Source organism: Embleya sp. NPDC059213, from assembly GCF_042754445.1.
Taxonomy (GTDB): Bacteria; Actinomycetota; Actinomycetes; order Streptomycetales; family Streptomycetaceae; genus Embleya.
In genome coordinates this window covers 1-24,985 of the sequence record NZ_JBHZAV010000021.1, presented here as the reverse complement: position 1 = coordinate 24,985, position 24,985 = coordinate 1, and the positions used below count along the sequence as shown (strand labels likewise).

The 24,985-nt window shown below is 71.5% G+C and carries 26 protein-coding genes; 11 read left to right on the top strand and 15 right to left on the bottom strand.

The features are described 5' to 3' along the window. Positions 1-2 precede the first annotated feature (2 nt). Positions 3-1,289, bottom strand: coding sequence for an MFS transporter (locus ACFXMF_RS11225; RefSeq protein ID WP_379991438.1), 1,287 nt, complete (start codon positions 1,287-1,289; stop codon positions 3-5). A 63-nt stretch (positions 1,290-1,352) separates the two neighbouring features. Between ACFXMF_RS11225 and ACFXMF_RS11220 the strand changes: the two genes are divergently transcribed. The 3 genes from ACFXMF_RS11220 to ACFXMF_RS11210 all read left to right on the top strand — a co-directional run bounded on the left by ACFXMF_RS11220 (position 1,353) and on the right by ACFXMF_RS11210 (position 4,157). Continuing rightward, entirely contained in the window at positions 1,353-2,306 is a 954-nt protein-coding gene (locus ACFXMF_RS11220; RefSeq protein WP_379991437.1) for a LysR substrate-binding domain-containing protein, read from the top strand. A gap of 65 nt (positions 2,307-2,371) precedes the next feature. Then, on the top strand, positions 2,372-3,505 hold the full coding sequence (locus ACFXMF_RS11215) for an adenosine deaminase (protein WP_379991436.1): 1,134 nt from the start codon (positions 2,372-2,374) through the stop codon (positions 3,503-3,505). A gap of 208 nt (positions 3,506-3,713) precedes the next feature. Continuing rightward, complete coding sequence (locus ACFXMF_RS11210) at positions 3,714-4,157, top strand: hypothetical protein (RefSeq protein WP_379991435.1); 444 nt, start codon at positions 3,714-3,716, stop codon at positions 4,155-4,157. Between the two features lie 147 nt (positions 4,158-4,304). Here ACFXMF_RS11210 and ACFXMF_RS11205 read toward each other — a convergent pair whose 3' ends face one another. The 5 genes from ACFXMF_RS11205 to ACFXMF_RS11185 all read right to left on the bottom strand — a co-directional run bounded on the left by ACFXMF_RS11205 (position 4,305) and on the right by ACFXMF_RS11185 (position 8,795). Then, positions 4,305-5,339, bottom strand: a complete 1,035-nt coding sequence (locus ACFXMF_RS11205) for a trypsin-like serine peptidase (RefSeq protein ID WP_379991434.1) — start codon at positions 5,337-5,339, stop codon at positions 4,305-4,307. Between the two features lie 133 nt (positions 5,340-5,472). Next, positions 5,473-5,664, bottom strand: a complete 192-nt coding sequence (locus tag ACFXMF_RS11200) for a PspC domain-containing protein (RefSeq protein ID WP_360308048.1) — start codon at positions 5,662-5,664, stop codon at positions 5,473-5,475. 100 nt (positions 5,665-5,764) lie between these two features. Beyond that, on the bottom strand, positions 5,765-6,442 hold the full coding sequence (locus ACFXMF_RS11195; RefSeq protein ID WP_360308051.1) for a hypothetical protein: 678 nt from the start codon (positions 6,440-6,442) through the stop codon (positions 5,765-5,767). Beyond that, positions 6,439-8,121, bottom strand: coding sequence for a HAMP domain-containing sensor histidine kinase (locus ACFXMF_RS11190; protein ID WP_360308054.1), 1,683 nt, complete (start codon positions 8,119-8,121; stop codon positions 6,439-6,441). Before ACFXMF_RS11190 ends, ACFXMF_RS11195 begins: the two co-directional genes overlap by 4 nt. Next, a complete protein-coding gene (locus ACFXMF_RS11185; protein WP_174861367.1) occupies positions 8,118-8,795 on the bottom strand; it encodes a response regulator transcription factor in 678 nt (225 codons plus the stop codon). The genes ACFXMF_RS11190 and ACFXMF_RS11185 overlap by 4 nt, the downstream gene beginning before the upstream one ends. A gap of 166 nt (positions 8,796-8,961) precedes the next feature. Here ACFXMF_RS11185 and ACFXMF_RS11180 point away from each other — a divergent pair, with 166 nt between their 5' ends. The 5 genes from ACFXMF_RS11180 (at position 8,962) to ACFXMF_RS11160 (ending at position 12,350) form a co-directional block, all read left to right on the top strand. After that, positions 8,962-9,585 carry a SigE family RNA polymerase sigma factor gene (locus ACFXMF_RS11180; protein WP_360308057.1) on the top strand — a complete coding sequence of 208 codons (624 nt, stop codon included), beginning with the start codon at positions 8,962-8,964 and terminating at the stop codon, positions 9,583-9,585. Between the two features lie 276 nt (positions 9,586-9,861). Continuing rightward, positions 9,862-10,194, top strand: a complete 333-nt coding sequence (locus ACFXMF_RS11175) for a hypothetical protein (RefSeq protein ID WP_360308060.1) — start codon at positions 9,862-9,864, stop codon at positions 10,192-10,194. Between the two features lie 98 nt (positions 10,195-10,292). Beyond that, on the top strand, positions 10,293-11,042 hold the full coding sequence (locus ACFXMF_RS11170; RefSeq protein ID WP_379991433.1) for a hypothetical protein: 750 nt from the start codon (positions 10,293-10,295) through the stop codon (positions 11,040-11,042). Continuing rightward, on the top strand, positions 11,039-12,061 hold the full coding sequence (locus ACFXMF_RS11165; RefSeq protein ID WP_360308066.1) for an endonuclease/exonuclease/phosphatase family protein: 1,023 nt from the start codon (positions 11,039-11,041) through the stop codon (positions 12,059-12,061). Before ACFXMF_RS11170 ends, ACFXMF_RS11165 begins: the two co-directional genes overlap by 4 nt. Before the next feature lie 151 nt (positions 12,062-12,212). Beyond that, entirely contained in the window at positions 12,213-12,350 is a 138-nt protein-coding gene (locus tag ACFXMF_RS11160) for a hypothetical protein (protein WP_360308069.1), read from the top strand. A 419-nt stretch (positions 12,351-12,769) separates the two neighbouring features. Here the strand turns inward: ACFXMF_RS11160 and ACFXMF_RS11155 are convergent, their stop codons facing one another. Genes ACFXMF_RS11155 through deoC form a run of 3 tightly spaced genes read right to left on the bottom strand, consistent with a single transcriptional unit; the run spans position 12,770 to position 16,057 of the window. Next, complete coding sequence (locus ACFXMF_RS11155) at positions 12,770-13,648, bottom strand: aldehyde dehydrogenase family protein (RefSeq protein ID WP_379991711.1); 879 nt, start codon at positions 13,646-13,648, stop codon at positions 12,770-12,772. Next, on the bottom strand, positions 13,641-15,077 hold the full coding sequence (locus ACFXMF_RS11150) for an aldehyde dehydrogenase family protein (protein WP_379991710.1): 1,437 nt from the start codon (positions 15,075-15,077) through the stop codon (positions 13,641-13,643). The genes ACFXMF_RS11155 and ACFXMF_RS11150 overlap by 8 nt, the downstream gene beginning before the upstream one ends. 5 nt (positions 15,078-15,082) lie before the next feature. Then, positions 15,083-16,057: a deoxyribose-phosphate aldolase gene (gene deoC, locus ACFXMF_RS11145; protein ID WP_360308078.1), complete on the bottom strand. Its 975-nt coding sequence runs from the start codon at positions 16,055-16,057 to the stop codon at positions 15,083-15,085. A 94-nt stretch (positions 16,058-16,151) separates the two neighbouring features. Between deoC and ACFXMF_RS11140 the strand changes: the two genes are divergently transcribed. Then, positions 16,152-16,736 carry a PH domain-containing protein gene (locus tag ACFXMF_RS11140; RefSeq protein WP_379991709.1) on the top strand — a complete coding sequence of 195 codons (585 nt, stop codon included), beginning with the start codon at positions 16,152-16,154 and terminating at the stop codon, positions 16,734-16,736. A 243-nt stretch (positions 16,737-16,979) separates the two neighbouring features. Here the strand turns inward: ACFXMF_RS11140 and ACFXMF_RS11135 are convergent, their stop codons facing one another. From ACFXMF_RS11135 to ACFXMF_RS11115, 5 genes are all read right to left on the bottom strand, one after another. After that, positions 16,980-17,333, bottom strand: a complete 354-nt coding sequence (locus tag ACFXMF_RS11135; RefSeq protein ID WP_379991708.1) for a hypothetical protein — start codon at positions 17,331-17,333, stop codon at positions 16,980-16,982. A 225-nt stretch (positions 17,334-17,558) separates the two neighbouring features. Next, entirely contained in the window at positions 17,559-19,253 is a 1,695-nt protein-coding gene (locus ACFXMF_RS11130) for a phospho-sugar mutase (protein WP_379991707.1), read from the bottom strand. 60 nt (positions 19,254-19,313) lie between these two features. Continuing rightward, the gene (locus ACFXMF_RS11125) at positions 19,314-20,123 is read right to left on the bottom strand and encodes a purine-nucleoside phosphorylase (RefSeq protein WP_360308089.1); all 810 of its coding nucleotides are present in this window, start codon (positions 20,121-20,123) and stop codon (positions 19,314-19,316) included. Between the two features lie 123 nt (positions 20,124-20,246). Then, entirely contained in the window at positions 20,247-20,720 is a 474-nt protein-coding gene (locus ACFXMF_RS11120) for a hypothetical protein (RefSeq protein WP_379991706.1), read from the bottom strand. Positions 20,721-20,796: 76 nt separating this feature from the next. Then, on the bottom strand, positions 20,797-21,237 hold the full coding sequence (locus ACFXMF_RS11115) for a gamma-glutamylcyclotransferase (protein WP_020552649.1): 441 nt from the start codon (positions 21,235-21,237) through the stop codon (positions 20,797-20,799). A 36-nt stretch (positions 21,238-21,273) separates the two neighbouring features. On the opposite strand from ACFXMF_RS11115, the gene ACFXMF_RS11110 reads away from it, so the two are divergent. After that, entirely contained in the window at positions 21,274-22,692 is a 1,419-nt protein-coding gene (locus tag ACFXMF_RS11110; protein WP_360308096.1) for an NAD(P)H-quinone dehydrogenase, read from the top strand. A 460-nt stretch (positions 22,693-23,152) separates the two neighbouring features. Further along, on the top strand, positions 23,153-24,007 hold the full coding sequence (locus tag ACFXMF_RS11105) for a DeoR/GlpR family DNA-binding transcription regulator (RefSeq protein ID WP_078975593.1): 855 nt from the start codon (positions 23,153-23,155) through the stop codon (positions 24,005-24,007). Between the two features lie 21 nt (positions 24,008-24,028). Here ACFXMF_RS11105 and ACFXMF_RS11100 read toward each other — a convergent pair whose 3' ends face one another. Next, positions 24,029-24,787: a hypothetical protein gene (locus ACFXMF_RS11100; RefSeq protein ID WP_360308099.1), complete on the bottom strand. Its 759-nt coding sequence runs from the start codon at positions 24,785-24,787 to the stop codon at positions 24,029-24,031. Positions 24,788-24,985: the final 198 nt, after the last annotated feature.

Genomic DNA, 24,985 nt, shown 5'->3' with positions numbered 1-24,985 from the left:
GCTCAGGCGGTCGACCGCACATGGGTGCGGGCGCGCCGCCGGGCGGGTGCGGGCGCCGGCGTGCCGGTCACCCGACCGGTGAGCCCGAACGCCACCCAACCCGCCGCCGCCATCAGCACCAGCACCAGGACCACCGCACCGGCCCAACCCTGCCCGTGGAAGGCGACGCCGCCGACCGGCCCGCCGACGCTCGCCCCGACGTAGTAGGCGGCCAGATACAGCGCGGACGCCTGCGCCCGCCCCTCGGTGACCCGCAGGCCGACCGCCGAACTGGCCGCCGAGTGGCCCGCGAAGAAGCCCGCCGTGAGCACGATCAGGCCGACCACGACCGACGCCAGGTGGTCCGGCAGGGTCAGCAGCGCACCCGCGGCGGTGATCGCCGCGGCGGCCCACAACGTCGCGCGATGCCCGATCCGGCCGACCAGCCGCCCCGAGGCGGCCGAACTGAACGTGCCCGCCAGGTAGACCACGAAGATCGCCCCGACCACCGTCCGCGGCAGCGCGAACGGCTCGGCCAGCAGCCGGTATCCGAGGTAGTTGTACACGGTGCCGAACGCCGCCATGAAGACCGTGCCGAGCAGGTACAGCCGACGCAGCACCGGATCCGCGAGGTGCGCGCGCAGCATGCCGGTGAGTTGCCGGGCGCTCATGGTCGACGGGGTGAAGTTGCGCGACGGCGGCAGCAACACCCGGAAGGCGACCGCCGATCCGAACGCGAGCAGCCCCACCACCACGAGCGCGACCCGCCAGCCGCCCAGATCCGAGGCCAGTCCGGTGACCACCCGGCCGCCCATGCCGCCGATGCTGTTGCCCGCCACGTACAGCCCCATCGCCGAGCCCAACGAGGGCGCGTCGACCTCCTCGGCCAGGTAGGCCATCGCGGTCGCGGGCAACCCGGCCAGCGCGACGCCCTGCGCCGTACGCAGCGCCACGAGGGTGCCGAAGTCCGGGGCGAACGCGGCCAGTACGCCCAGCAGGGCGGCGCCGAACACGGAGATCGTCATCACCCGCGAGCGACCCCACCGCTCGGACAACATGCTCACCGGGATCACCGCCAGGGCCAGCGCACCGGTGGTCATCGAGACCGAGAGGCTGGCCGTGGCCGGGTCCAGACGAAAGCCGTCGGACAACTCCGGCAGCAGGGTCTGGGTCGCGTAGAGCATCGCGAAGGTCGAACAGCCCGCCGCGAACAGCGCCAGGTTCACCCGTCGATACGCGCGCGAACCCCGAGGGTGTCGCATCGGGTCGGTACCCGGGGCGGGATCCGAAGAGCTGTTCGAGGCTGACATGCGCACCAAGCTAAACCGCGCTCTTTCATGCGTCCAATGCATGTTTCGGACAGAATTCATACCATGGTGCATGACAGCAGATCAGCCGAGGTTTCCGCGGCCATCGCCCCCCTCCTGACCCAATTCGCGGCGGTCGCCCGCGAGGAGCACATCACCCGGGCCGCGGCCCGGCTGGGCATTCCGCAGCCCACGCTCAGCCGCACGATGGCCCGACTGGAGGCGGACGTGGGCGTGCCGCTGCTGGCCCGCACCGGGCGCGGCGTCACGCTCACCCGGCAGGGCCACACCCTGCTCGCGCACGTGGAGCAGGCGCTCGCGCTGCTGGAGCGCGGCCTGGACGAGGTGATCGAGGACGTGGGCGCGGCGCGTGGCAAGGTCGCGTTCGGGTTCCTGCACACGATGGGCCCCGAAGCGGTGCCCGGCCTGCTGCGCGCCTTTCGGGTGCATCACCCGGGCATCCGCTTCCAGCTCGTGCAGGCGTCCGCCTCGGCGATGCTGGAGCGCATGCGGGCCGGCGAACTCGACCTGTGCCTGACCGCGCCGCTGCCGGACGCGCCGGACCTGGCCGTGCGCGCGCTCGACGATCAGCGGCTCTACCTGGTGGTGCCGGCCGACCATCGGCTCGCGCGCCGCCGCCGGGTGCGGTTGGCCGAGGCGGCCGAAGACGTGTTCGTGTGCATGGAGCCGGGCTACGGTCTGCGCCGCATCACCGACGCGCTCTTCGCCGAGGCGGGGTACGTACCCAAGATCGCGTTCGAGGGCGAGGAGGCCGAAACGCTGCGCGGCCTGGTCGCGGCGGGCCTGGGCGTCGCACTCCTACCCGCCCCCGACACCCCCCGCCCGGGCACCGTGCACCTCACCGTCACCGCCCCCCGAGCCTTCCGCACCATCGGCCTGGCCTGGATGCCCAGCCGCCCGGAAACCGCCCCCGTGCGCCTCTTCCGCGAATTCGCCCTCAGCCGCCAGGGCCGGCTCCTGCACCCCACCCCGGCGGGCCTCCCCGACCCGCCCCGGTAATCGACCCGCGAAGCCACCTCCGGTAAAGCAACATGATCTACGCGCGTAGGCAGTAAAGTCCTTTCATGTACAGCAGCCACCCGAACACGCCCGCCGTCTCGCCCACCGTCGAGCAGATCCGGCGTGCCCCCAAAGTCCTGCTCCACGACCACCTCGACGGTGGGCTGCGTCCCACCACGATCATCGAACTCGCCGCGGCGGTCGGCTACGACCGGCTGCCCACCACCGACCCCGAAGCGCTCGGTACCTGGTTCCGCGAGGCCGCCGACTCCGGCTCGCTGGAGCGCTACCTGGAGACCTTCGACCACACCGTGGCGGTGATGCAGACCCGCGAGGGCCTGTTCCGGGTCGCCGCCGAATGCGCCGAGGACCTCGCCGCCGACGGCGTGGTCTACGCCGAGATCCGCTACGCGCCCGAGCAGCACCTGGCCGCCGGCCTGACCCTGGACCAGGTGGTCGAGGCGGTCGAGGAGGGCTTCCGGGAAGGGGAGCGCCGTGCGGCCGAAGCCGGCAACCGGATCAAGGTCGGCGCGCTGCTCACCGCGATGCGGCACGCGGCCCGCTCGCTGGAGATCGCCGAACTCGCCAACCGGCACCGCGACCTGGGCGTGGTCGGCTTCGACATCGCCGGCGCCGAGGCGGGCTTCCCGCCCACGCGGCACCTCGACGCGTTCGAGTACCTCAAGCGGGAGAACAACCACTTCACCATCCACGCCGGCGAGGCGTTCGGTCTGCCGTCGATCTGGCAGGCGCTCCAGTGGTGCGGCGCGGACCGCCTCGGCCACGGCGTGCGGATCATCGACGACATCACCGTCAAGGACGACGGCAGTGTCGAGCTGGGCCGGCTCGCGGCGTACGTGCGCGACAAGCGCATCCCGCTGGAGATGTGCCCGACCTCGAACCTGCAGACCGGCGCCGCCACGTCGTACGCCGATCACCCGATCGGCCTACTGCGCCGACTCTATTTTCGGGTGACCGTGAACACTGACAACCGTTTGATGAGCGGCACGTCGATGACGCGGGAGTTCGAGCACCTCGTCGAGGCGTTCGGCTACGGCCTGGACGACCTCCAGTGGTTCACCGTGAACGCGATGAAGAGCACCTTCCTGCCCTTCGACGAGCGCCTCGCGATGATCAACGAGGTGATCAAGCCCGGCTACGCCGCGCTCAAGTCGGAATGGCTTTTCGGTCGGAACTGACCTTCCGCGGGCGCGCCCACCCGATCCGGATCGAGGTGGATCGATCCGGATCGCGGGCGCACCCCACACCCCCTCTCGGCACGGGCGAAGAGTCGAGCCCGACCGAAGGGGGCGTTTTGCGCATTCCGCGTCCGATTCGCTACGTTGCGGTCTCACTTCGTTACGGGGTGTATCTCGCCCCGCCCGAATCGAGAACCCGAGGATGCACATGCGATCGGTAACGCGTAAGGCGGCCATCACGGCCGGGCTCGGTGCGGCTCTGGCAGCGGGAGCCGCGGGCTCCGCGAGTGCGATGCCGGCGACCGACCTCGTCGACGGGTTGGCCCCGGCCGCCTCGACGGCCCAGTCGGCTCTGCCGGACGCCGCCGCGCCGTTCCAGCTCGGCCAGGTCACCGACACGCTTCCCGTCGACAAGCTGCTCACCCCGGGCCACTCGCCGCTCGACGAAGTGGCCGCGGACGCGGCCCGCACCATGGGCCACAGCATGGAGCAGAGCGCGGCCGGGATGGCCGAGCAGGGCGGCCAGGCCAAGGGCGGGCTGGGCTCGCCGGTCAACACCCTGCCCGTCGACAAGCTGACGACGGGCGGCCAGTCCTCCCCGCTGGACGCGTCGCCGCTCGGGAGCCTGCAGTTGGGCCAACTGCCCCTCTGACATCCGCATCGGGTTCCGCTCCCGCCGCCGAGCCGGGTCGGCGGCGCGGAACCGGTCGGCTCCGCCGCGTACGAGCCGTGTCCTCGCGTGTCGATCCCGCGCGAGGGCACGGCTTCGTCGGGTTCGGACGGGGAGTGCCGACACGTCCTACAGCGAGTCGTACATCTCCTTGGCCACGTCGCCCAGATACGGCCCGGTCATGGTGCGCGACGCCGCCGAGGTCACCCCGAGCGAGACGTTGCTGACCAGGAAACTTCGCCCGTCCACCTCGGCGAACCAGCCCCCGCCGGAGGAGCCGCCGGTCATCGTGCAGCCCATCCACAACATGTCCGGCTGCGGCCAGCCGTCCTCCCGGAAGTCCGTGGTCGGCGACGAGCACGTGTACAGCGTGGTGCCGTCGTAGGGCGTGTCTCCGGGATAGCCGTACGACTGCACCCGCAGGTGCCGAGGCGCGTTCCAGTACACGTCCGCGCCCGCACCCACCGTGTCCTCCAGCGTGCGACCGGCACGCGAGTCGACGATGAAGGCGCCGTAGTCGTACGGTGACGCGCTGGCGTCCTTGCCGCCCGGATCGGCGTTCTGCGCCCACTGGTTGCTCACCGTGATCCGCCGCGCCGGCCAGCGCCCGTACGGCTCGCGCTCCGCCGGCGTACGGCCCGCGCCGTTGTATCCCGGCACGAAGGTGACCCGGTCGTAGAAGTTTCCGTTGCGGCCCCCGTGCAGGCAGTGTCCCGCCGTCCACACCATGTTCCCGCCGGGGTGGTGCACGACCGTGCCGCTGCACTCGGCGACCCCGTCCGGCATCCGGAAGAAGATCTTGCCCCGAATCGCCAGGTCGGGCTCGGTGTACGGCGCGGTCACCCGGCGGGCCTGGATCGTCGGCGGTTGGCGGAAGTCCGCGTCGGGCCGCTGCGGCTCCTGCTCGGGCAGTTGCGGCTGCTCCTGGCCGGGGGAGAACTCGTTGCCGCGGGGTTTGGCCTGGTCCTGCCGGTCCTGATCCCAGAAGCCGCGGGTGTCCTCGATGTCGCGGTCGCTGTACTGCTTCGAGTTCATCGCCTGGGTGCGTCCGGCCTCGACCGCCAGGTTGCCGCTCAGCACCAGCCCGACCAGGGTCACCAGCACGCCGGCGAACACCGACATGGTGACGATGAGGTTCTTGTTGTGCGTGCTTCCCGGTTGCATGTCCCCGCCCCCCGACCGAGCGCTCGGCCCGGAACCCTCCGGTCCCGCGAGACCACTCGATCGACCCGCCTACCCATCCGTTGATCGGATGATAGGCGCCGGCGGGGTCGGGCCGTGCCGCATCCCACCCGGCTCAGTCCTGGGGCAGCAGAATCCACAGCGCGATGTACAGCAGGAACTGCGGGCCCGGGAGCAGGCAGGACAATACGAACACCAGCCGGACGGTGGTGACGGACCAGCCGTAACGGCGGGCGATCCCGGCGCAGACGCCGGCGATCCGGCGGCCGTGTCGCGGGCGGCTGAGAATCGCGGTGCTCATGGTCATGGCGGTGCCTCCTCGATGCGACGGCACCGGATACGGCGACGTCGCACTTCGAAGGTAGGCGGATCCGCACCCGGGCACATCCGTCGCAGGGTCCGGCCGGTCATCCGCCCTGGGGACTAAGGGACTTCCCGGAGGGGCGAGCCTGCGGCCAGTCCTTCTCGAACGCCGACGGCGAGCCGGGGGTCCGGCTCGCCGGGGTGGGCGTGGTCGCGTTCTTGCGGCTGATGTCGAGGTAGCTCTCGCACCGGTAGCTCTCCGGCGCGGTCCGCCGACCGGCGAGCAGCACCGTTTCACCGCCGGACGCGCTCTGCAGTGTGCAGACCACCTGACCGAGCGCGATCGTGGCCAGCGCCGACAGCGGCGCGTCCAGCCGGAACAGGGCGGGCGGGTCGCCCTCGCGTCGATCCGCCGCGGTCAGCCCGCCTGCGGGCAGCGCGGTGGTGTACCCCTCCAGCGCCTCGGCGTCGTCGGGGCCCAGGTGCAGCTCCTCCAGGAGCTGGTTGACCTGGTCGGTGCGCGCCTTGTCCGGGACCACCTCGCTCGGCCGCAGCAACAACCGGCCGCCTCGGGGCAGCGCCTGCAGCCGGTTGTCCTTCACCAGATACACGATGTGCCGCTCCGAGCCGGGCAACTGGTTCTGCGCGGACGGCGCCGTCCGGTTGGCCGGCTTGCCGGCGCCCACCGGTCCCTCGGTCGGTCGAATCCCGCACGACGTGAGCGCGGCGAGCACGCCCGTCGTCGCGAACACCGCGATCGGGAGCCGCCGACGAGATCTCAACGCCCGCCTCCTCGCTCGTCGTGCCTGCCGGAGTGGATGCCGCCGAAGCCGCCGAGATCCGGCCCGACCTGCTCGGCAGGCCCGACGTTGTCGGCGTACTCGGCGTTCTCCGCGTCGAGGTCGGCGTGCACGCCGTCGTCCTCGACCCCCTCGTCCGGGTCGATTATCTCTTCGAGCTCGGGCGGCACCAACGGCAGGCGCAGGGTGAACTTGGCGCCGCCGCCGGGCATGTTCGAGGCGAACGCGGTACCGCCGTGGATACGCGCGTTCTCCATCACGATGGACAGCCCCAGCCCGCTGCCCTCGGAGCGGGCCCGCGAGCTGTCCGCCTTGTAGAAGCGGTCGAACACGTGCGGCAGCACGTCCTCGGGGATGCCGGGACCGGTGTCGGAGACCTCGATCACCAGGTCCTCCTCGCCCGGCCCGGCGAGTATTCCGGGCACCGTCGCCCGCGGCTCGTGGTGGATCTCGACCGTCACCGGCGAGCCGCCGTGCCGGAGCGCGTTGCCGACCAGATTGGAGACCATGACGTCCAGTCTGCGCGGGTCCACCCTGGCCAGGATGCCCCGGGGTGCCCGCAGGTCCACCGCGTCCATCCAGGCGCGCGCGTCCAGGCACGCGGTGACCAGGTCGGTGATGTCCACCTCGTCGGCCACCAGCGCCGCGGTGCCCGCGTCGAAACGGGACACCTCCATCAGATCCTCGACCAGCGTGGCCAGCCGCTCGATCTCGGCGACCACCAGCCGCGCGGCGGGCGCGCCCTGCTCGCCGAGACTGTCCGCCTCCTCTTCCAGCAGCTCGCTGACCGCGGTCATCGCCGCCAGCGGGGTGCGCAACTCGTGCGAGACGTCCGCGACGAACCGGCGCGAGGAGGATTCCAGCGCCCGCAGCTCGGCGACGCTGCGCTCCAGCTTCTCCGCCGCGTCGTTGAAGGTGCGGGACAGGTCGGCCAGCTCGTCCGAGCCGCGCACGTCCAACCGGGTGTCCAGCCGGCCCGCGCCCAACTCGCGTGCGGCGTGGCCCAGTCGGCGCACCGGGCGCAGGATGTGGCGCGCGGCGAACAGCGCGACCACCGCCGCCGCGCCGAGCGCCAACAGGGTGCCCACGATCAGGTAGCGGGCCAGCGAGTTGAGGTCGGCCTGCTCGTCCTTGAGCGACTTGAACATGTAGCCGGTGGGCCCGTTGGGCACCACCCGGGTACCGCCGACGAGGTAGGGCTGCCCCTCGATGTCGATGCGCTGGAAGTACATGTGGAAGCCGCCGTTGTTGTCGGCGGTCTGCACCATGCGCTGCAACTTCGTGGGCACCCGCTCCAACGGGAACCGGGTGGAGTTGGAGGCGACCGGGCGGCCGTCGGCGCCGACCAGGACCACCGCGTAACCGAAGCTGCTCTCCCGCATCTGATCGACGGCGGGTCCCAGGTCGGCCTGATCCGGCTTCTCCGGCAGATTCGCGGAGACCCGACCGAGGTTGTCCCGGAACTCGGTGAGCACCGAGTCCTGCGCCCGCTCCAGAACGGCGGTACGCGTCAGCCAGTAGGCGATCCCGGACGCGGCGACCGCGGAGATCAACGCGACCAGCGCGAAGGCGACGAGCACTCGAAAGCGCAACGAGCGCAGCTTCAGGGTCGGGGCGATCCGGCGGACGATCCGGCGTACCAGCGGCGGCCGGGCCGTCACTGGGGCGGGTCGAGGCGGTAACCGACGCCTCGAACAGTGCGGATCAGCGTCGGTGCGGACGGAGTCTGCTCCACCTTGGCCCGCAACCGCTGGACGCACGCGTCCACCAACCGCGAGTCGCCGAGGTAGTCGTGCTCCCACACCAGGCGCAACAACTGCTGCCGGGACAACGCCTGCCCGGGGCGCCGACTCAGCTCGACCAGGAGCCGCAACTCGGTCGGGGTGAGCTGGAGTTCCTCGCCGGCCTTGGTCACCGTCATCGCGTTGCGGTCGACCACCAGGTCGCCGAACACCGACGCGTCGGACACCTCGCGCTCGCCGCGGCGCAACACCGCGCGGATCCGGGCGTCCAGTACGCGCGGCTGGACCGGCTTGACCACGTAGTCGTCGGCGCCGGACTCCAGGCCGACCACCACGTCGATGTCGTCGTTGCGCGCGGTGAGCAGGATGATCGGCAGCGAGTCGGTGCGGCGGATCCGCCGGCACACCTCGAAGCCGTCGATGCCCGGCAACATCACGTCGAGCACGATCAGGTCGGGACGCTGCTCGCGCCACCGCTCCAGGCCGGCTTCACCGGTGGCCGCGGTGACCACGCGATGGCCCTGGCGCCCCAGGGCGAGTTCGAGTCCGGTTCGCACGGACTCGTCATCCTCGATAAGCAGCAGGTAGGGCACGCAGGCCATTGTGTCTGACGTCACGGCTGGGAAGAACACGGGGAGGCCCCTTCCGGTTCGCCGACCGAGGTCGCTGTTGCATACCTGTGACAGCTCGCCGACGTGACGATGAAGCCCGCCCACGAGGCTGTACATCGTGAACGAGCGCCGAACCGGGGGAGAAGTCATGCAGTCCCAGACGAAGTCGCAGGGCATCCGCAAGGACAACCGCCGTACCGTCGTCGCCCTCGCCCCGCTGAACGGCAACGCGCGTAGCGTTCCGTGCACGGACAGTGTCGACGACGAATTCACCGCGTACGTCCGGGAACGCCGGTCGGCCCTGTTCGCCACCGCGTACCACCTCACCGGTGACCGCAACGAGGCCGAGGACCTGTTGCAGAGCGCGCTGATGAGCACGTACCAGGCGTGGGGTCGGATCCAGGACAAGGCCGCGCTGGGCGGTTACCTGCGCCGCACGATGACCAACCTGCACATATCGGCCTGGCGTCGACGTCGGATCAACGAGTACCCCTCGGAGGAGCTGCCCGAGCGTCCGGACGGATCGGACTCGATGGGCGACACCGAGCTGCGTGCGGTGTTGTGGCGCGCGCTGGCCAAGCTGCCCGAGCCGCAGCGCACCATGCTGGTGCTGCGCTACTACGAGGGTCGTACCGACCCCGAGGTGGCCGAGGTGCTCGGCTGCAGTGTCGGCACGGTCAAGTCGAGCATCTGGCGTGCGCTGCGCCGGCTGCGCGAGGACGACGCGCTGAGCTTCGGTGCCGACGAGGCGTTCGCCGAACTCGTCGCCTGATCCGCGCCGGTCGTACCCGCTCGTCCCGTCCACCTGCTCCCGGCGCTCCGGGCCGGCTTTCCGCCGCCGGTTTCCGCTGTGCAGTTGTGTCGATCCCTGGTGATGTGTCCCGCCGGTGTCTCTCATCGGCAGGGACGGCGGATGGGGCTGTGACGGTTCCGTCGAATTCGGAGCGGATTCGGGACATCGGCGCGCGGGGCGCCGAATTGCGCTCGGCGTAGCCGAGTGGCTACGTTGCGTGGTCAATCCTCTGGTCGACAGGGAAGGGCCATCGTCATGTCCTCCGTTCTTCGCACCGCAATCGCCGCCACGTCGCTCGGCGCCGCCGCCGCCTTCGGCCTCGCGGGCAGCGCCGCGGCCGCGCCCGTCACGACCGACGGGATCTCCCGCCCCGATGTACCCGCCGCCGGCCAGGGTGCCGCCGCCGCCACCGGAGCCGTGCTCGGCGCGGTGGAGCGCGCGCAGCTCAACCCGATGAACGGCGGCGGTTTGAATCCGCTGTCCAACAGCGTCGGCACCGAGGTCGGCGACGCGCCGGTCGGCACCAACCTGGTCACCGGCGACCTCGCCGACGGGATGACCGTGCAGGACGCCCTCGATCGGCTCTGAGCCGACCGGCCGGCGGGCCCGGCCGGGACACTGCCCCTGCCGCGGCGCCCGTGCCCGTCTACCCTGAGCCGCGAACGTGGCCACGGGGAGGCAGTCGGATGGGGCAGGAAACGGATCGTTTGCGAGAGCCGGCGGCATGGGCGCTGGTCGGCTTTCTGGCATTGCAATTGGCGGTCGACGCGCTGCGCGTCCTGTTCGGAGTGGGGTCCGGGGTACACGGCTTCCGAGCCCGGGCCTATGGCGGCCAGTCCGCACTGCTCGACGTGCTCACGCCGGTGCTGCTCGCCGGCGCGGTGTTGTTGGTGACCCATGCGGGGCGGCCCACACCCAGGGCCCGGACGATCACCCGGGCCGCGCTGGGGGTGCTCGCCGTACAGGGGATCGCGGGGGTCACCGTGGCGCTGGGCGGCCTCGCCTACGACGGCGGCGGATTCGCCGACATCCCGGCCGGGGCCCGGGTCGAACAGAGCGCGGTCAACGTCGGCGTGCTGGTGCTGTTCGCGCTGTGCGCGTACTTCCTGATCGTGGTCCTGGGCGCGCCGAGCCCGCCGACGGTCACGCGCGGCAAGTCGCTGCCGCACCAGGAGTGGCCCGGCCACGGGCGCGACACCGCGGCCGCGAGTCGACCGGCCGCGCCGACCGGGAGCCACCCCGCCCACGAGCACCCCGGGACCGGGCCGCGGGTCGCGGCGCCGTACGCGTCGGGGACCGCCGACTACGCCGCGCCGACCGGTGCGGGGCGCCCGCAGGCGGAGGTGCCGGCGGCCGGCCCGACACCCGGTGCCGCCATGCCGCCTCGGCCGACCGCGCCACCGTCGGCGCAGACCTACGGGGGGACCCGGCCGTGACCGCCGAGGTCGAGGCGGAGCCGGCGGAGGAACTTCCGCCGCCGCCTCGGCTGTGGCGGTTGCGGCGTCGGGTGCGCACGGTCGGCCGCAGCGTGGTCGGCGTGATCTTCGCGGGCGCGGTGCTGGTGACCGGTGCCCGGCTGCTCGTGTTCGACGCGATGTGGCCGGTCGCGATCATGACCGTCTTCGCGCCCTACGCGGCGGCCGCCTCGGTGCTCGTGCTGCTCGGTGCGGCGCTGTTGCGCATGCGGCTGACCCTGCTCGTCGCGCTGGGCCTGGTGGTCGTGCACACCGTGTGGATACTGCCTCGGATCAGTCCCGCCGACGGTCCCGTGCCCGGCGGGGTGCGGCTGCGGGTGATGACGTCCAACGCCTACTTCGGCACGGCGGATCCGGGTCGGATCACCGAGTTGGTGCGGCGCGAGCGGGTGGACGTGTTGGCCGTGCAGGAGTTGACGCCGGAACTGGCGACGGGCCTGGAACGGGCCGGTCTCACCCGGGAACTCCCGTACACGGCCGGGCACGGCGAATCCGGTGCCGCCGGGCTGGCGATCTACGCCCGCCGGCCGTTGGGCGAGGAGCGGTTGTTGCCCGAACGCACCACGATGCCGATGCCCGGGGCCACCGTGGAGGTGGACGGGCGCCGGGTCCGGCTCCAGGGTGTGCACACCATCCCGCCGATGCGCGGGCAGGCCGGGCAGTGGGCGCACGACATGGACGCGCTGCGCCGCGAGGCGGAGCGGCGCACGTTGCCGATGATCCTTCTCGGCGACTTCAACGCGACCTCGGACAACGCCTCGTTTCGCGCGCTCACCGGTGCCGGGCTGCGGGACGCGCACGAGGAGCGCGGCCGGGTCCTGGTGCGCACCTGGCCGATGGCGTACTTCCACGGCCTGCCGGCGCTGTTCGGGATCGACCACGTCCTGGTGGGCGGCGGGATCGACGTGGTCTCGGTCTCCGAACACCGTGTGCCGCGCACCGATCACGCCGCGGTGATCGCCGAACTGTCGCTGCGCTGAGCGTTCGTCAAGATCCCGTCAGGAACGCTCCCACCTGCGTCGATGCCGCGTCAAGAGACCGGAAACGGCCGTTGTGCGGGGCTAGCGTCGAGTCTCGCCGGGCGAGTTCGCCGCGGTGACCGCACGCTCGCAACTTCGAGGATCCGATCGTATGTCCGCTCTGTTCGCCCTCTTCGCCGTCGTCGTGATCGCCCGGGTCCTGGCCACCTGGAAGCTCTCCACCCGACGGCCCGCCGAAGCGACCGGCCGGGCGAGCGAGACCCGCGCCGACCGCGCGCTCGCCGCCTGAGCCGACGCCCGCGGGCCGGCCGAGGCGGAGCGCAGGTTGCACACGGCACAACCCGAACTCGACGCCGCCGGCGGCCGGTCGGTCATCGCGGACGCGGATCTGGAGCGGATCCTGCCGGACGTGCGGACCCTCGCGCTCCCGGTCACCCCGTACGTGCTGCTGTGGGCAGTGCGTCGACGGCGGCCGGTCGGGCGGCAACGCGCCGACGCGGTGCGGACGTTGCTCGGCGCGAGTGGGGACGTGGTGCGGCTGTGGTCGGTCGACCATCCCGAGGTGACCCCGGCCCGGCCGCGCGAGATGGCGATCGGACACGGCGCTGTTCGGCTCGCCCCGTCGGCCCGGGTACGACCCGGAACGGTGGCGGGGCCGTCACCCGTGTGGGTGACGGCCCCGGTTGTCGCGTCGGAGCGATCCGGCGATCAGTATCCGGTCGGGTGCCAGACCGTACGAACCTCGGTGAACGCCAGCATGCGACCGGTGCCCGGGTCCGCGGACCAGTCCGGCTCCCTGGCCTCGGGGCGCAACACCCGCTTGAGGTTGTCCGCCGCGGCGATCTCCAGGTCGCGCGCCGACGCGACGCCCGCGTCCGGCGCCACGCCGGTCAGGTCGATCGCGTTGACGTCCTGGTGGGACGCGAGCGTGGGGGCGATCTCGGCCGGGTGCCCGGTCAGGATGTTGATCACCCCGCCCGGCAGGTCGGACACCGCGAGCACCTCGGCGAAGGACAACGCGGGCAGCGCCGAGGCGCCGGCCGCGAGCACGACGGCGGTGTTGCCGGTGGCGATCACCGGCGCGACCGCACTCGTCAGGCCCAGCAGCGACGAGCGCTGCGAGGCGATCACCGCGACCACGCCGGTGGGCTCGGGCGTCGACCAGTTCGCGAACGGGCCCGCGACCGGGTTGGCGCCACCCGCGACCTGGGCGAGCTTGTCGGTCCACCCGGCGTACCAGACCCAGCGGTCCACCGCCGCGTCCACGGCCGCGAGCGCCTTGGTGCGGTTGACGCCCTCGGCCGCGGCGACCTCGGTCGCGAACTGCTCGCGCCGACCCTCCAGCATCTCGGCGATCCGGTAGAGGATCTGACCCCGGTTGTAGGCGGTGGCGCCCGACCAACCCGGGAACGCCTTGCGCGCCGCGACGACCGCGTCCCGGGCGTCCTTGCGACTCCCGCGCGGCGCGTTCGCCAGGGTCCGGCCCTTGCTGTCGGTCACCGCGTACACCCGCCCGCTCTCGGACCGGGGGAACTTGCCCCCGACGTACAGCTTGTAGGTCTTCGACACCTCAAGGCGCTCAGACATCGAGGTAGGCCTCCAGCCCGTGGCGGCCACCCTCGCGGCCGAAGCCCGACTCCTTGAACCCGCCGAACGGCGAGGAGGGGTCGAACTTGTTGAACGTGTTGGTCCACACGACGCCCGCCCGCAGCCGCTGCGCGGTCCACAGGGCCTTGGCGCCCTTCTCCGTCCACACGCCGGCGGACAGGCCGTACGCGGTGTTGTTCGCCTTCTCCACCGCCTCGGCGGGGGTGCGGAAGGTCTGTACGGTCAGCACCGGGCCGAAGATCTCGTCCCGGGCGATCCGGTGTGCCTGGGTGACGCCGGTGAACACCGTCGGCGGGAACCAGAAGCCCTTGCCGGGCAGCTCGCCGGCCAACGACCAGCGCTCGGCGCCCTCGGCCTCGCCCGCCGTGACCAGTTCCCGGATCCGGGAGAGTTGCGCGGCCGAGTTGATCGCGCCGACGTCGGTGTTCTTGTCCAGCGGGTCGCCCACGCGCAGCGTCTTGATCCGCCGGGTCAGGCTCGCCAGCAGTTCGTCGGCCACCGACTCCTGCACGAGCAGGCGCGAACCGGCACAGCAGACCTGGCCGCCGTTGAAGAAGATGCCCTCGACGATGCCGTCCACGGCGGAGTCGATCGCGGCGTCGTCGTAGACGATGTTCGCGGCCTTGCCGCCGAGTTCGAGGGTGACCCGCTTGCGGGTGCCCGCGATCGTGCGGGCGATCTCCTTGCCCACCGCGGTCGAGCCGGTGAACGCGACCTTGTCCACGTCCGGGTGGGCGATCAGCGCACGACCGGTCTCGCCGGCGCCGGTGACGATGTTCAGCACACCGTCCGGCAGCCCGGCCTCGACGCAGATCTCGGCGAACCGCAGCGCGGTCAGCGGGGTGGTCTCGGCCGGCTTGAGCACCACGGTGTTGCCGCCCGCGAGGGCCGGCGCCACCTTCCAGGCCAGCATCAGCAGCGGGAAGTTCCACGGGATGACCTGACCGGCCACCCCGATCGGCTTCGGATCGGGCCCGAAGCCCGCGTGGCCGAGCTTGTCGGCCCAACCCGCGTAGTGGAAGAAGTGTGCCGCGACCAGCGGGATGTCCACGTCGCGCGACTCGCGGATCGGCTTGCCGTTGTCGATCGACTCCAACACCGCGAGCTCGCGCCCGTGCTCCTGGATCAGCCGGGCGATCCGGAACAGGTACTTGGCCCGCTCCGCGCCGGGCAGCGCGGACCACGACTTGAACGCCTTGCGCGCGGCCTTGACCGCGCGATCCACGTCCGCCTCGCCGCCGATCGCGATCTCGGCGAGCACCTCCTCGGTGGCCGGGTTCACCGTCTTGAGTCGACTGCCGTCCGCCGCGTCGGCGAACTTTCCGTCGATGAACAGCCCGTACGCCGGGGCGATGTCGACGATCGCGCGCGACTCGGGCGCGGGCGCGTACTCGAATGGGTTGCCCATGGCTGTCAGTCCACCGTCACGTAGTCGGGGCCGGAGTAGCGGCCCGTGGCCAGCTTCTGGCGCTGCATCAAAAGATCGTTGAGCAGGCTGGAGGCGCCGAGCCGGAACCAGTCCGGGTCCAGCCAGTCCGTGCCGACCGTCTCGTTGACCAGCACGAGGTACTTCATCGCGTCCTTGGTGGTGCGGATCCCGCCGGCCGGCTTGACGCCGACCTGTCGGCCGGTGGCCTCGCGGAAGTCGCGGACCGCCTGGAGCATCACCAGCGTCACCGGCAGCGTCGCGTTGACCGAGACCTTGCCCGTGGACGTCTTGATGAAGTCGGCACCCGCGAGCATCGCGAGCCACGACGCGCGGCGTACGTTGTCGTACGTCGACAGTTCACCGGTCTCCAGAATCACCTTGAGGTGGGCGCTGCCCCCACCGGCGGCGGCGCTGCGCGCGCAGGCGGCCTTGACCGCGACGATCTCGTCGAAGACGGCCCGATAACGGCCGGCGAGGAACGCCCCCCGGTCGATGACCATGTCGATCTCGTCCGCGCCGGCGGCGACCGCGTAGGCCACGTCGGCGAGCTTGACGTCGAGCGAGGCGCGCCCGGACGGGAACGCGGTCGCGACGGCGGCGACGTGCACGCCGAAGTCGCCGAGCGCGGCCTTGGCCTCGGCGACCAGGTCGCCGTAGACGCAGATCGCGGCGGGCCGGGGCGCGTCCGGCGCGCCCGGGTCCGGGTGCAGCGCCTTCGCGCACAGGGCCCGGACCTTGCCCGGGGTGTCGGCACCTTCCAAGGTGGTCAGGTCGATCATTCGGATGGCCAGGTCGATTGCCGCGACCTTGGCATCGGTCTTGATCGAGCGCGTCGCGAGCATTGCTGCCCGCGCTTCGGTACCGACCCTGTCGACGCCGGGAAGACCGTGCAGAAAGCGTCGAAGGGCCGCTTCGGACGAGGTGACCTCGGCCGGGTCGGCGAGAATTGCAGACGGCATGCTCACAAGATGAGCATATCTACTCGCGTAGCGTCGGGCCCAGTGGTCCGGTCGAGCGGAACCCGACCGGCGTCGTGCGGCACAATCACCGGTCATGAGCAGCGACGAGGACATCACCACGTATCGCTCCCGGCCGGCGCTGGCCGTAGGGGTGCTTCTGATCGCCGTCGGGGTGTGGATGGTGGTCGACACGCTGATCCGCGGGGAAGGCCGAACCAAATGGCTGGTTCTCGCCATCGTGATCTTCTTCGGATTCCTGGTGGTCGCGCTCACGCTTCGGTCGGCCGTGCTGGTCGGGCCGGATCGGCTGGTGATCCGCAACCCGTTCCGCACCATCGTGGTGCCGTGGGGCGCGGTGGAGCGAGTCCGGGCGGAGTACTCGATCGAGGTGCGCGCCGACGAGAAGTCGTTCCATATCTGGGCCATCCCGGTCTCGCTGCGCGAACGCAAGCGGGCACTGCGCCAACAGGGCCGCGCGGCGGCCGAGGACCCGTACGGCCACGGTGCCCACGACCTGCCCCAACTCTCCCGCGCCGACCAGGTCGTGGACGACCTGCGGGGAATGAGCGAGCAGTTCGCCAAGAAGTCCACCGGCCCGGTCCAGGTCCACTGGTCCCCGGAAATCCTCGGCGGCATGGCCGTCTCCGGCCTCGCATCGGTCCTGCTGGGCCTGCTGTAGGACACGACCGGGCCTGCCACACGGCCCGGCCGACCCGATCCGGTCGGATCGAATCCGCCCGGCCGAGCAAAAGCCGGCCCGGCCGAGTCCCTCCTGTCCGGCCGACGCAATTCGGCCCGCCCGATGCAATCCGGCCTGCCCGAGCGAAAAACAGCCCGGCCGGTGTCCGGGGCCACCTCGGCCGAAGGCCGGGTCCGGGGCCAGCCCGCGTTCGAGCACAGGCCGGGCCGCAGGCCGGCCCATTCAGCGCGCGCCCCGCCGCAACACCCGTACGACGCTGTACAGCACGATCAACGCGCCGCTCACCGCAAGCGCGGCGACCGTGACCTCGCCGGCCAACGGCCCGCCGATGTCGAGTCCGCCCCACGCGGCGATGTCCTGCGCGGAGGACCGGAAGAGCGTGTCGGCGCTGCCGGAGAGCAGCGGGTAGGCGACGCCGAACGCGAGCACCGGCAGGACCAGTACCGCGCCGAGGAAGGTGGCGAGCGCCGGGATCGAGCGTCCGGCCTTCGCCCACTGCCACACGTATCGCAGGCGAGCGCGCATCGGGGCGTGCAGGGGGGTGTTTCGGGCGGGGAACCGGGTCAGGGTGGTCATGGTGTCCTCTTGGAACCGGAATCGGTTGACTTTTCCACGATCCGCCGGCCGACCCGCCGCGCACATCAACCCGAAGGGCCAACCCGGCTCGGTACCCCGGTACCACCCGACCCGGATCCCGTACCTCGAAGGGTTCACCGGGCGCCGACACGCCGATGGGGCGGGCGCCCGTCCGGCCGCTCCGCCCCACCCGCGCGCATCGGCCCGATGCGACCGAATAGCGGGCTACATGCCCAGCGTCGTGGCCAGATCCCGCTTCAGCCGCTCCAGCGCCGCGTGGGCCGCCGTGCGAGCCGCGTCGATGCCGATCTCGGCGATCCGCTTCGGGTCGACCACGACCTCCAGGTAGGCCTTGAGCTTGGGCTCGGTCCCGGACGGTCGCACCACGACCCGGCCCGCCGTCAGGTCCGCGCCGTCGCCGGCCAGCGTGTAGCGCAGGCCGTCGGTGGGCGGCAGGCCGTCGGCCGCCGGGTGCAGCAGGTCCTCGGCGGCGGCCACGGCCAGGTCGCCGAGCGCCCGGGGGGTCTGCTCGCGCAGTGCCCGCATGGCGTCCGCGATGGATTCGAGGCGGTCCACCCGCACCGAATACTGGTCGGTCGCGTACAGGCCGTACCGCCCGGCGATGTCGTCCAGCAGACCGGGCAGCGTCCGGCCGTCCCGCTTGGCACCGGCCGCGAGTTCTGCCAGCATCAGCGCGGCCGTGACGCCGTCCTTGTCGCACACCCCGGCCGGGTCCACGCAGTAGCCCAGCGCCTCCTCGTACGCGAAGGCCAGGTTCGGCACCCGCGCGAGCCACTTGAAGCCGGTCAACGTCTCCGTGTAGGCGAGACCGTCGGCCTGCGCGATCGCGCCCAACAGCGAGGAGGACACGATCGTGGTGGCCAGCACGCCGTCGGTGCCCCGGCGGGCCACCTCGGCGCCGAGCAGTGCGCCGACCTCGTCGCCGCGCAACATCCGCCAGCCGCCCGCGACACTCGCGTCCGGTACCGCGACCGCACACCGGTCGGCGTCCGGATCGTTGGCGATCACCACGTCCGCGTCCTCGGCGAGCGCGGTGCGAAAGGCGAGGTCCATCGCCCCGGGCTCCTCCGGATTGGGGAACGCCACGGTCGGGAAGTCGGGGTCGGGATCGGCCTGTTCGGGCACCGGTCGCACGTCCGCGAAGCCCGCGCGATCGAACGCGCCGAGCATCACGGTGGTGCCCACACCGTGCATCGCGGTGTGCACGATCCGCACGTCGCGCGGGCCGGCCGGGTCGACCACGGTCAGCGCGCGGTCGAGGTAGGAGTCGATCAGCGCCTCGCCGAGTGTCTCCCAGCCGTCCTCGGCCCTCGGCACGTCGGCCAGCGGGCCGATCGCCGCGATCCGCCCGGCGATCTCCGCGTCGGCGGGCGGCACGATCTGCGACCCGTCGCCGAGGTAGACCTTGTAGCCGTTGTCGCGCGGCGGGTTGTGGCTCGCGGTGACCATCACCCCCGCGACGCAGCCCAGGTGCCGGATCGCATAGGCCAGCACCGGTGTGGGCAGCGGCCGGGGCAGCAGCAGCGCGTGCAGCCCGGCCGCCTCCAGCACGGCGGCGGTGTCCCGGGCGAACACGTCGGACTTGTACCGCGCGTCGAACCCGATCACCACCGCGTTGCGCGTCGCGGCGGGCGCGACCGTGTCGGTGAGGTAGACGGTCTTGAGGTATGCGGCCAGACCCGCCGCAGCGCGGATCACCACCGCGCGGTTCATCCGGTTCGGTCCCGCGCCCAACTCGCCGCGCAGCCCCGCGGTACCGAACTGGAGCAGCCCGGCGAAGCGATCCGCGAGGCCCTCCCGGTCGTCCGCTTCGAGCAACGCCTCGAGTTCGGCCCGGGTGTCCGGGTCCGGGTCCTCGGCCAGCCAGGCGCGCGCGATCTCGATGACGTCGCTCAACACGGACTCCTCGGTGCGGAAGGGATCGGGAGAGGGCGGGGACGGGGACGGGACTGCGGACGTTCAGATGCGGGGCAGGACCCGGGTCAGCAGGCGGCCCATGCGCTCGGCGGACGCGCGCCCGGCGGCCAGGACCTCTTCGTGGTTGAGCGGTTCGCCGGTCATGCCCGCGGCGAGGTTGGTGACCAGCGAGATGCCCAGGATCTCCGCGCCGGCCTCGCGCGCGGCGATGGCTTCGATGGTCGTGGACATGCCGACGAGGTGCCCGCCGATCGCGCGGACCATGCCGATCTCGGCCGGGGTCTCGTAGTGCGGGCCGGGGAATTGTACGTAGACGCCCTCTTCGAGGTCGGGCTCGACCTCGCGACACAACGCGCGTAGCCGCGGCGAATAAAGGTCGGTCAGGTCGACGAAGTTGGCCCCGACGATGGGGGACGCGGCGGTGAGGTTGATGTGGTCGCTGATCAGTACCGGCTGACCGGGTACGAAGGACGGCCGCAGGCCGCCGCAACCGTTGGTCAGCACGACGGCCTTGCAGCCGGCCGCGACCGCGGTGCGCACGCCGTGCGCGACGGACGCGACGCCGTGCCCCTCGTAGAGGTGGGTGCGGCCGAGGAAGACCAGCGCGCGACGGTCGCCGATGACCAGCGAGCGGACCGTGCCCGCGTGGCCCTCGACGGCGGGCGGCGGGAAGCCGGGCAGCTCGGTGACCGGGAACTCGTGCTCCGGGTCGCCCAGCATGTCGGCGGCGGGCACCCAGCCAGAGCCCATGACGAGCGCGATGTCGTGCGTGGCGGCACCGGTGAGCCGCTGAAGGCTTTCGGCGGCCTCGGCGGCGGCCGTGTACGGGTCGTGGCTATCCAATACGTTCACATCGATGAGCGTAAATGCTGTACCTGAGAACGGCGCGGGCGGGGTCTATGCGCGTAGAAGACTGTGATACGACCGCAATGACAGCGGGGGAGGACTGGTCCTGGAAAGTGGTGATATGTCCGTTCAGGCGGGCGGAGTCTGCCACTGCTCGGGGGCGTCGGGGCCGGGGATGTACGCACCGCGACCGGTCGCGCCGGTCCAGGCGTTCCACAGGGTGGCGAGCTTGGTGTCGAACTCCCGATCGCGCTGGAGCATCGCGTCCAGCGGGACGGCGAGGTTGTACACCTTGCCGTCGGCGAGTACGAGTTGTAGGGAGCGGCTGCCCAGCAGACGTCGCTCCCGCACGTTCGTGATCTCGGACCAGTCCAGCCGCAGGGTGCGGTATCGGCGACAGGTGATGCCCTGCGGAGTCAGTCGGGTCTCGAAGCGGGAGAAGAGGAAGAAGTTCAGGAGGAAGAGCGGGGCCACGAAGAGCGGGAAGTCTTCGGCGATTCCGTGGGTGGAGGCGCGCAGCGCGGACAACACGCCGAAGAGCGCGGCGAGCAGGAGGTGGAGCCAACGCTGCCGAAAACTCAGGGTGTAACGGATCTCGGGCACAGCGCGCTCCCCCACTCGGCACGACCGACGAGCCGAGTGTGGCAGGACGCCGGGCGAGTTTCGCCGGGGGGCCGGGTTACGAGCAGGGGCGGTTGCGGAGTTCCTTGACGTAGTCGTCGGGGGCGCCGGCGGATTCGGCCGATTCGGCGACCATGCCGAGGTAGCGCGCCGACGGCAGGCCGCCCTCGTAGTCGTTGAGGACGTACAGCCACGCCAACTGCTCGCCGAACAGCGACTCCACCCGAACCCGGACCTTGCGGTACAGGCCGAGTGGCATGCCCTCCCAGCGGTCGAGGTCGGGCTCGTCCATCTCGGCCAGGTCGTACAGCGCGACGAATACCTGGGACAACTCGTCCTCGACGACCGTGGCCAGCGATCCGTCCCAACCCAACTGCTCGCCGCCGAAGGTCAGCCGCCAGCCGGGCAGCCAACCGGTGTGGCGCAGAGGGGAGTGTGGGGCACGCCGAGCCATCTGCCGCGCGTCGAGGTTGCTTGCGTACGCGGCGTAGAGGGGCATGGCCGCAGCCTACGCGACGAGCGGGCATGGGAGAGAATGACACCCGTGACTCGGATTGTGATCGTAGGCGGAGGACCCGGCGGGTACGAGGCGGCTTTGGTCGCGGCACAGCTCGGAGCCGAGGTGACGGTGGTAGAGCGCGAAGGTGTGGGTGGTGCGGCTGTACTGACGGACTGTGTCCCGTCCAAGACCCTGATCGCCACGGCCGAGGTCATGACGAACTTCGCCGACTCGCACCACGAGCTCGGCATCTACGTCGACGACGGCACCCCCGGCACGCTGGATCGCCCGATCGTGGGGGTGGACCTGGGCGTGGTCAACCGGCGCGTGTTGCAACTGGCCAAGGCCCAGTCCAACGACATCGCGCAGGGCGTCACGCGCGCCGGTGTGCGGGTGCTGCGCGGCACCGCCCGCCTGGACGGGCCGCGCCGCGTGGTGGCCGACCTGGCCGACGGCACCGAGCGCACGCTGGACGCGGACGCGATCCTGATCTCCACCGGCGCCCACCCGCGCGAGATTCCGGGTGCGGAGCCGGACGGCGAGCGCATCTTGAACTGGAAGCAGATGTACGGCCTGTCCGAGCTGCCGCGCGAGCTGATCGTGGTCGGCTCCGGCGTCACCGGTGCCGAGTTCGCCGGTGCGTACCAGGCGCTCGGCTCGAAGGTGACCCTGGTCTCCAGCCGGGACCGGGTGCTGCCGGGCGAGGACCCGGACGCGGCCGAGGTGCTCGAAGGCGTCTTCCGGCGGCGCGGCATGCGGGTGATGTCGCGCTCGCGGGCGGAGAGCGTCAAGCGGGACGGGGACAGCGTCATCGTCACCCTGACCGACGGCCAGATCGTCGAGGGCAGCCACTGCCTGGTCGCCGTCGGCGCGATCCCGAACACCTCGGGCATCGGTTTGGAGGAGGCCGGAGTCTTCCTCAAGGACACCGGACACGTGCGGGTGGACCGGGTCTCGCGCACCACCGCGAACGGGGTGTACTCGGCGGGCGACTGCACCGGCGTCTTCGCGCTCGCGTCGGTCGCGGCGATGCAGGGCCGGATCGCGATGTACCACATGCTCGGCGACGCGGTGGCCCCGCTGAACCTCAAGGCCGTGTCCTCGAACGTGTTCACCGACCCGGAGATCGCCACGGTCGGCTATACCCAGGCCGCGATCGACGCGGGCGAGATCGACGCGCGCGGGGTGAAGCTGCCGCTGTCGCGCAACCCGCGCGCGAAGATGCAGGGCATTCACGACGGTTTCGTGAAGCTGTTCTGTCGCCCGGGGACCGGGATCGTGGTCGGCGGTGTGATCGTGGCGCCGCGCGCGAGCGAGTTGATCCACACCGTCGCGCTCGCCGTGGACCTGCACTTGACGGTCGACCAGATCGCCAGCGGATTCACCGTCTACCCGTCCCTTTCGGGATCGATCGCGGAAGCCGCCCGGCAATTGCACCGGCGCGAGCGTTCCTGACCGGGGCCGGGGCCGGGGCGAATCGGCCCGGACGACCTCGGGCGGCCCCGAGTTCAAGATCGATAAGGCGCGCAGGATCGGTGCGGTCGAGTACGGGTGGCCTCCGGCGTGCGAGGGGCGCGCGGAATTCGGATTCCGCGCTCCCGGGGACTCCACTTACGGGTGGCTTTTCTCGAACATCCGCTGTGCTCCGAGGCCGCCGCGCATACTCGAATCGGACCGGGTGTGATCGCCGCCTCGCGGTGTGTTCCGCATCCGTCGAGCCCGGCTGACGCGGAATCAAAATCGGTGTACAGCAGCGGTATCCGGCTCCGGGCGAGCAGCGTTATGGTTGGCCCTCCCGAACGCTGCGGCTTCGCTGCGCCCGGAAACCGAAGCGGTCTTATCACTTTGATGAACAAGTTCGGGTAAGAGTCGCAAGCGGCTGATAAGAGCCGGTCGTTCGCGTTACCTTCGTCACGTGTTCGCAGCAGAGCGTCGTCAACTGATTCTTGAAATGGTGCGGGCCAACGGAGCGGTGTCCCTACGGGAACTCGCCCGGGTGGTCCAGACGTCCGAGGTGACGGTTCGGCGGGACGTGCGGGCCCTGGAAGCCGAAGGGCTGCTCGACCGTCGGCACGGTGGAGCGGTACTGCCCGGTGGGCTGTCCCGTGAGCCGAGCTATTCGCAGAAGACCCACCTCGCGGCGGCTGAGAAGGCGGCCATGGCCGACCTCGCGGTCTCCCTCGTCGACGAGGGGGACGCGATCGTCGTGGGCGCCGGCACCACCACGCAGGAGTTGGCCCGCAGGCTGGCCCGGATCCCGGGCCTGACCGTGGTCACCAACTCCCTCCTCGTCGCGCAGGTCCTCGCCCACGCCAATCGGGTCGAGGTCGTGATGACCGGCGGCACGCTGCGCGGGTCGTCCTACGCGTTGGTCGGCAGCGGAGCCGAGCAGGCCCTGGCGGGTCTGCGCGTGCGTCGCGCGTTCGTGTCCGGCAACGGGCTGACCGCCGAGCGTGGCCTGTCCACCCCCAACATGCTGTCCGCGAGCGTGGACCGCGCCCTGATCCAGGCCGCCCACGAGGTCGTCGTCATGGTCGATCACACCAAGATCGGTGTGGACACCATGTTCCAGACGGTGGCCCCCGAGCGCATCACCCACCTCGTCACCGACGAGGATGCTCCCGGCCCGGAGAGCGAGGCCCTGGCCGAACTGGGCGCACAGGTGCACATCGCCCCCCTTCCGCAACGGGCCGTTCCCGGCGCTCGTGCGGAGTTCAACGGGGAGCGGATGCGGGACATGCGCGTCCCGGGGGTGATGCCCGACCAGTGATCACGACCCCGTGCTCAGGTGTCACTCGCCGACTGCCCGGCGCCCCCCGGGCAACGCGCTCCGCACCTGTTCGACCAGGTCACCGCCGAAGGCGCCGTACCCCGTCGCCGACCACACGCTTTGCTCCGCCGGGATCTCGTAGTAGGGCAGGTACGCCCCGTCGGCGACCCGCGCGGTGAGGATGTCCGGCATCGTGCGCTCGCTCCCGGCGATCAGACACGCCCAGCAGGCCGGTACCGGCGCGGCCAGACCTCGCATCGCCCACCGCATCGTGGCGTGCGCGGCGCCGTGCAACGGGTTGAACAGACACACCGACACCTCGAACCGACGATCCGGGCCCACCTCGTCCGTCGCATCGTGCTGCTCCGCGGCCACCTCCAGCGCGCGGACACCGTGCCACACCAACAACCACGCACCCGCGAGATCGGGAAGATCGTCCGCGTCCCGCAGCACCCACGACGCCGCCTCGCCCGCGTCCAGTGCCCGCAGTTGTGCCGCCAACGCGGCCGGCCGCCCGGCCGGTACCAGCGCCTGCGTGCGCCGGGTCAATTCGGCAAGTCGTTCGCTCACGTCCGCGCGCAGCCACGCGAGCAACTCGGCCCGCGCCCGCTCCAGCAACTCGGGCGGTACCGAGAAGACGGCCGGCTCACCCGACGCGGTGATGCGCGAGGGTGGGCGCGGCGACCGGGCGCCACGTCGACGATTCGACCAGCGCATGCCCAGGGCGGCCCCGGTGCCGCCGGCCGCGACGGCGGTGGCGAGCAGAAACCAGAGGTCCAAGCCGAGCCCCCTGCGACTTCGGTCGGCGCGGACGAGCGCCCCCGCGCCGACGTGTCGGGCGGGGGCGCTCGGGTCGCCCCCCCCCCCCCAACTGGGGCGGACACCGGGGGGGGGCCCCCCACAACGAGATGTAAATCACAAAACCCCCCCCCCCGGGGGCCCCCCCCCCCACCCCCGCGACCCACCCCCAGAACAGGC

Excerpts from the sequence above, each read along its gene's own strand:
- ACFXMF_RS11210 (WP_379991435.1), top strand. The coding sequence starts at position 3,714 with ATGCGATCGGTAACGCGTAAGGCGGCCATCACGGCCGGGCTCGGTGCG.
- ACFXMF_RS11160 (WP_360308069.1), top strand. The coding sequence starts at position 12,213 with ATGTCCGCTCTGTTCGCCCTCTTCGCCGTCGTCGTGATCGCCCGGGTC.
- ACFXMF_RS11140 (WP_379991709.1), top strand. The coding sequence starts at position 16,152 with ATGAGCAGCGACGAGGACATCACCACGTATCGCTCCCGGCCGGCGCTG.
- ACFXMF_RS11135 (WP_379991708.1), bottom strand. The coding sequence starts at position 17,333 with ATGACCACCCTGACCCGGTTCCCCGCCCGAAACACCCCCCTGCACGCC.
- ACFXMF_RS11155 (WP_379991711.1), bottom strand. The coding sequence starts at position 13,648 with ATGTCTGAGCGCCTTGAGGTGTCGAAGACCTACAAGCTGTACGTCGGG.
- ACFXMF_RS11150 (WP_379991710.1), bottom strand. The coding sequence starts at position 15,077 with ATGGGCAACCCATTCGAGTACGCGCCCGCGCCCGAGTCGCGCGCGATC.
- ACFXMF_RS11200 (WP_360308048.1), bottom strand. The coding sequence starts at position 5,664 with ATGACCATGAGCACCGCGATTCTCAGCCGCCCGCGACACGGCCGCCGG.
- ACFXMF_RS11220 (WP_379991437.1), top strand. The coding sequence starts at position 1,353 with ATGGTGCATGACAGCAGATCAGCCGAGGTTTCCGCGGCCATCGCCCCC.
- ACFXMF_RS11205 (WP_379991434.1), bottom strand. The coding sequence starts at position 5,339 with ATGCAACCGGGAAGCACGCACAACAAGAACCTCATCGTCACCATGTCG.
- ACFXMF_RS11110 (WP_360308096.1), top strand. The coding sequence starts at position 21,274 with ATGACACCCGTGACTCGGATTGTGATCGTAGGCGGAGGACCCGGCGGG.
- deoC (WP_360308078.1), bottom strand. The coding sequence starts at position 16,057 with ATGCCGTCTGCAATTCTCGCCGACCCGGCCGAGGTCACCTCGTCCGAA.
- ACFXMF_RS11225 (WP_379991438.1), bottom strand. The coding sequence starts at position 1,289 with ATGTCAGCCTCGAACAGCTCTTCGGATCCCGCCCCGGGTACCGACCCG.
- ACFXMF_RS11175 (WP_360308060.1), top strand. The coding sequence starts at position 9,862 with ATGTCCTCCGTTCTTCGCACCGCAATCGCCGCCACGTCGCTCGGCGCC.
- ACFXMF_RS11115 (WP_020552649.1), bottom strand. The coding sequence starts at position 21,237 with ATGCCCCTCTACGCCGCGTACGCAAGCAACCTCGACGCGCGGCAGATG.
- ACFXMF_RS11215 (WP_379991436.1), top strand. The coding sequence starts at position 2,372 with ATGTACAGCAGCCACCCGAACACGCCCGCCGTCTCGCCCACCGTCGAG.
- ACFXMF_RS11180 (WP_360308057.1), top strand. The coding sequence starts at position 8,962 with ATGCAGTCCCAGACGAAGTCGCAGGGCATCCGCAAGGACAACCGCCGT.
- ACFXMF_RS11170 (WP_379991433.1), top strand. The coding sequence starts at position 10,293 with ATGGGGCAGGAAACGGATCGTTTGCGAGAGCCGGCGGCATGGGCGCTG.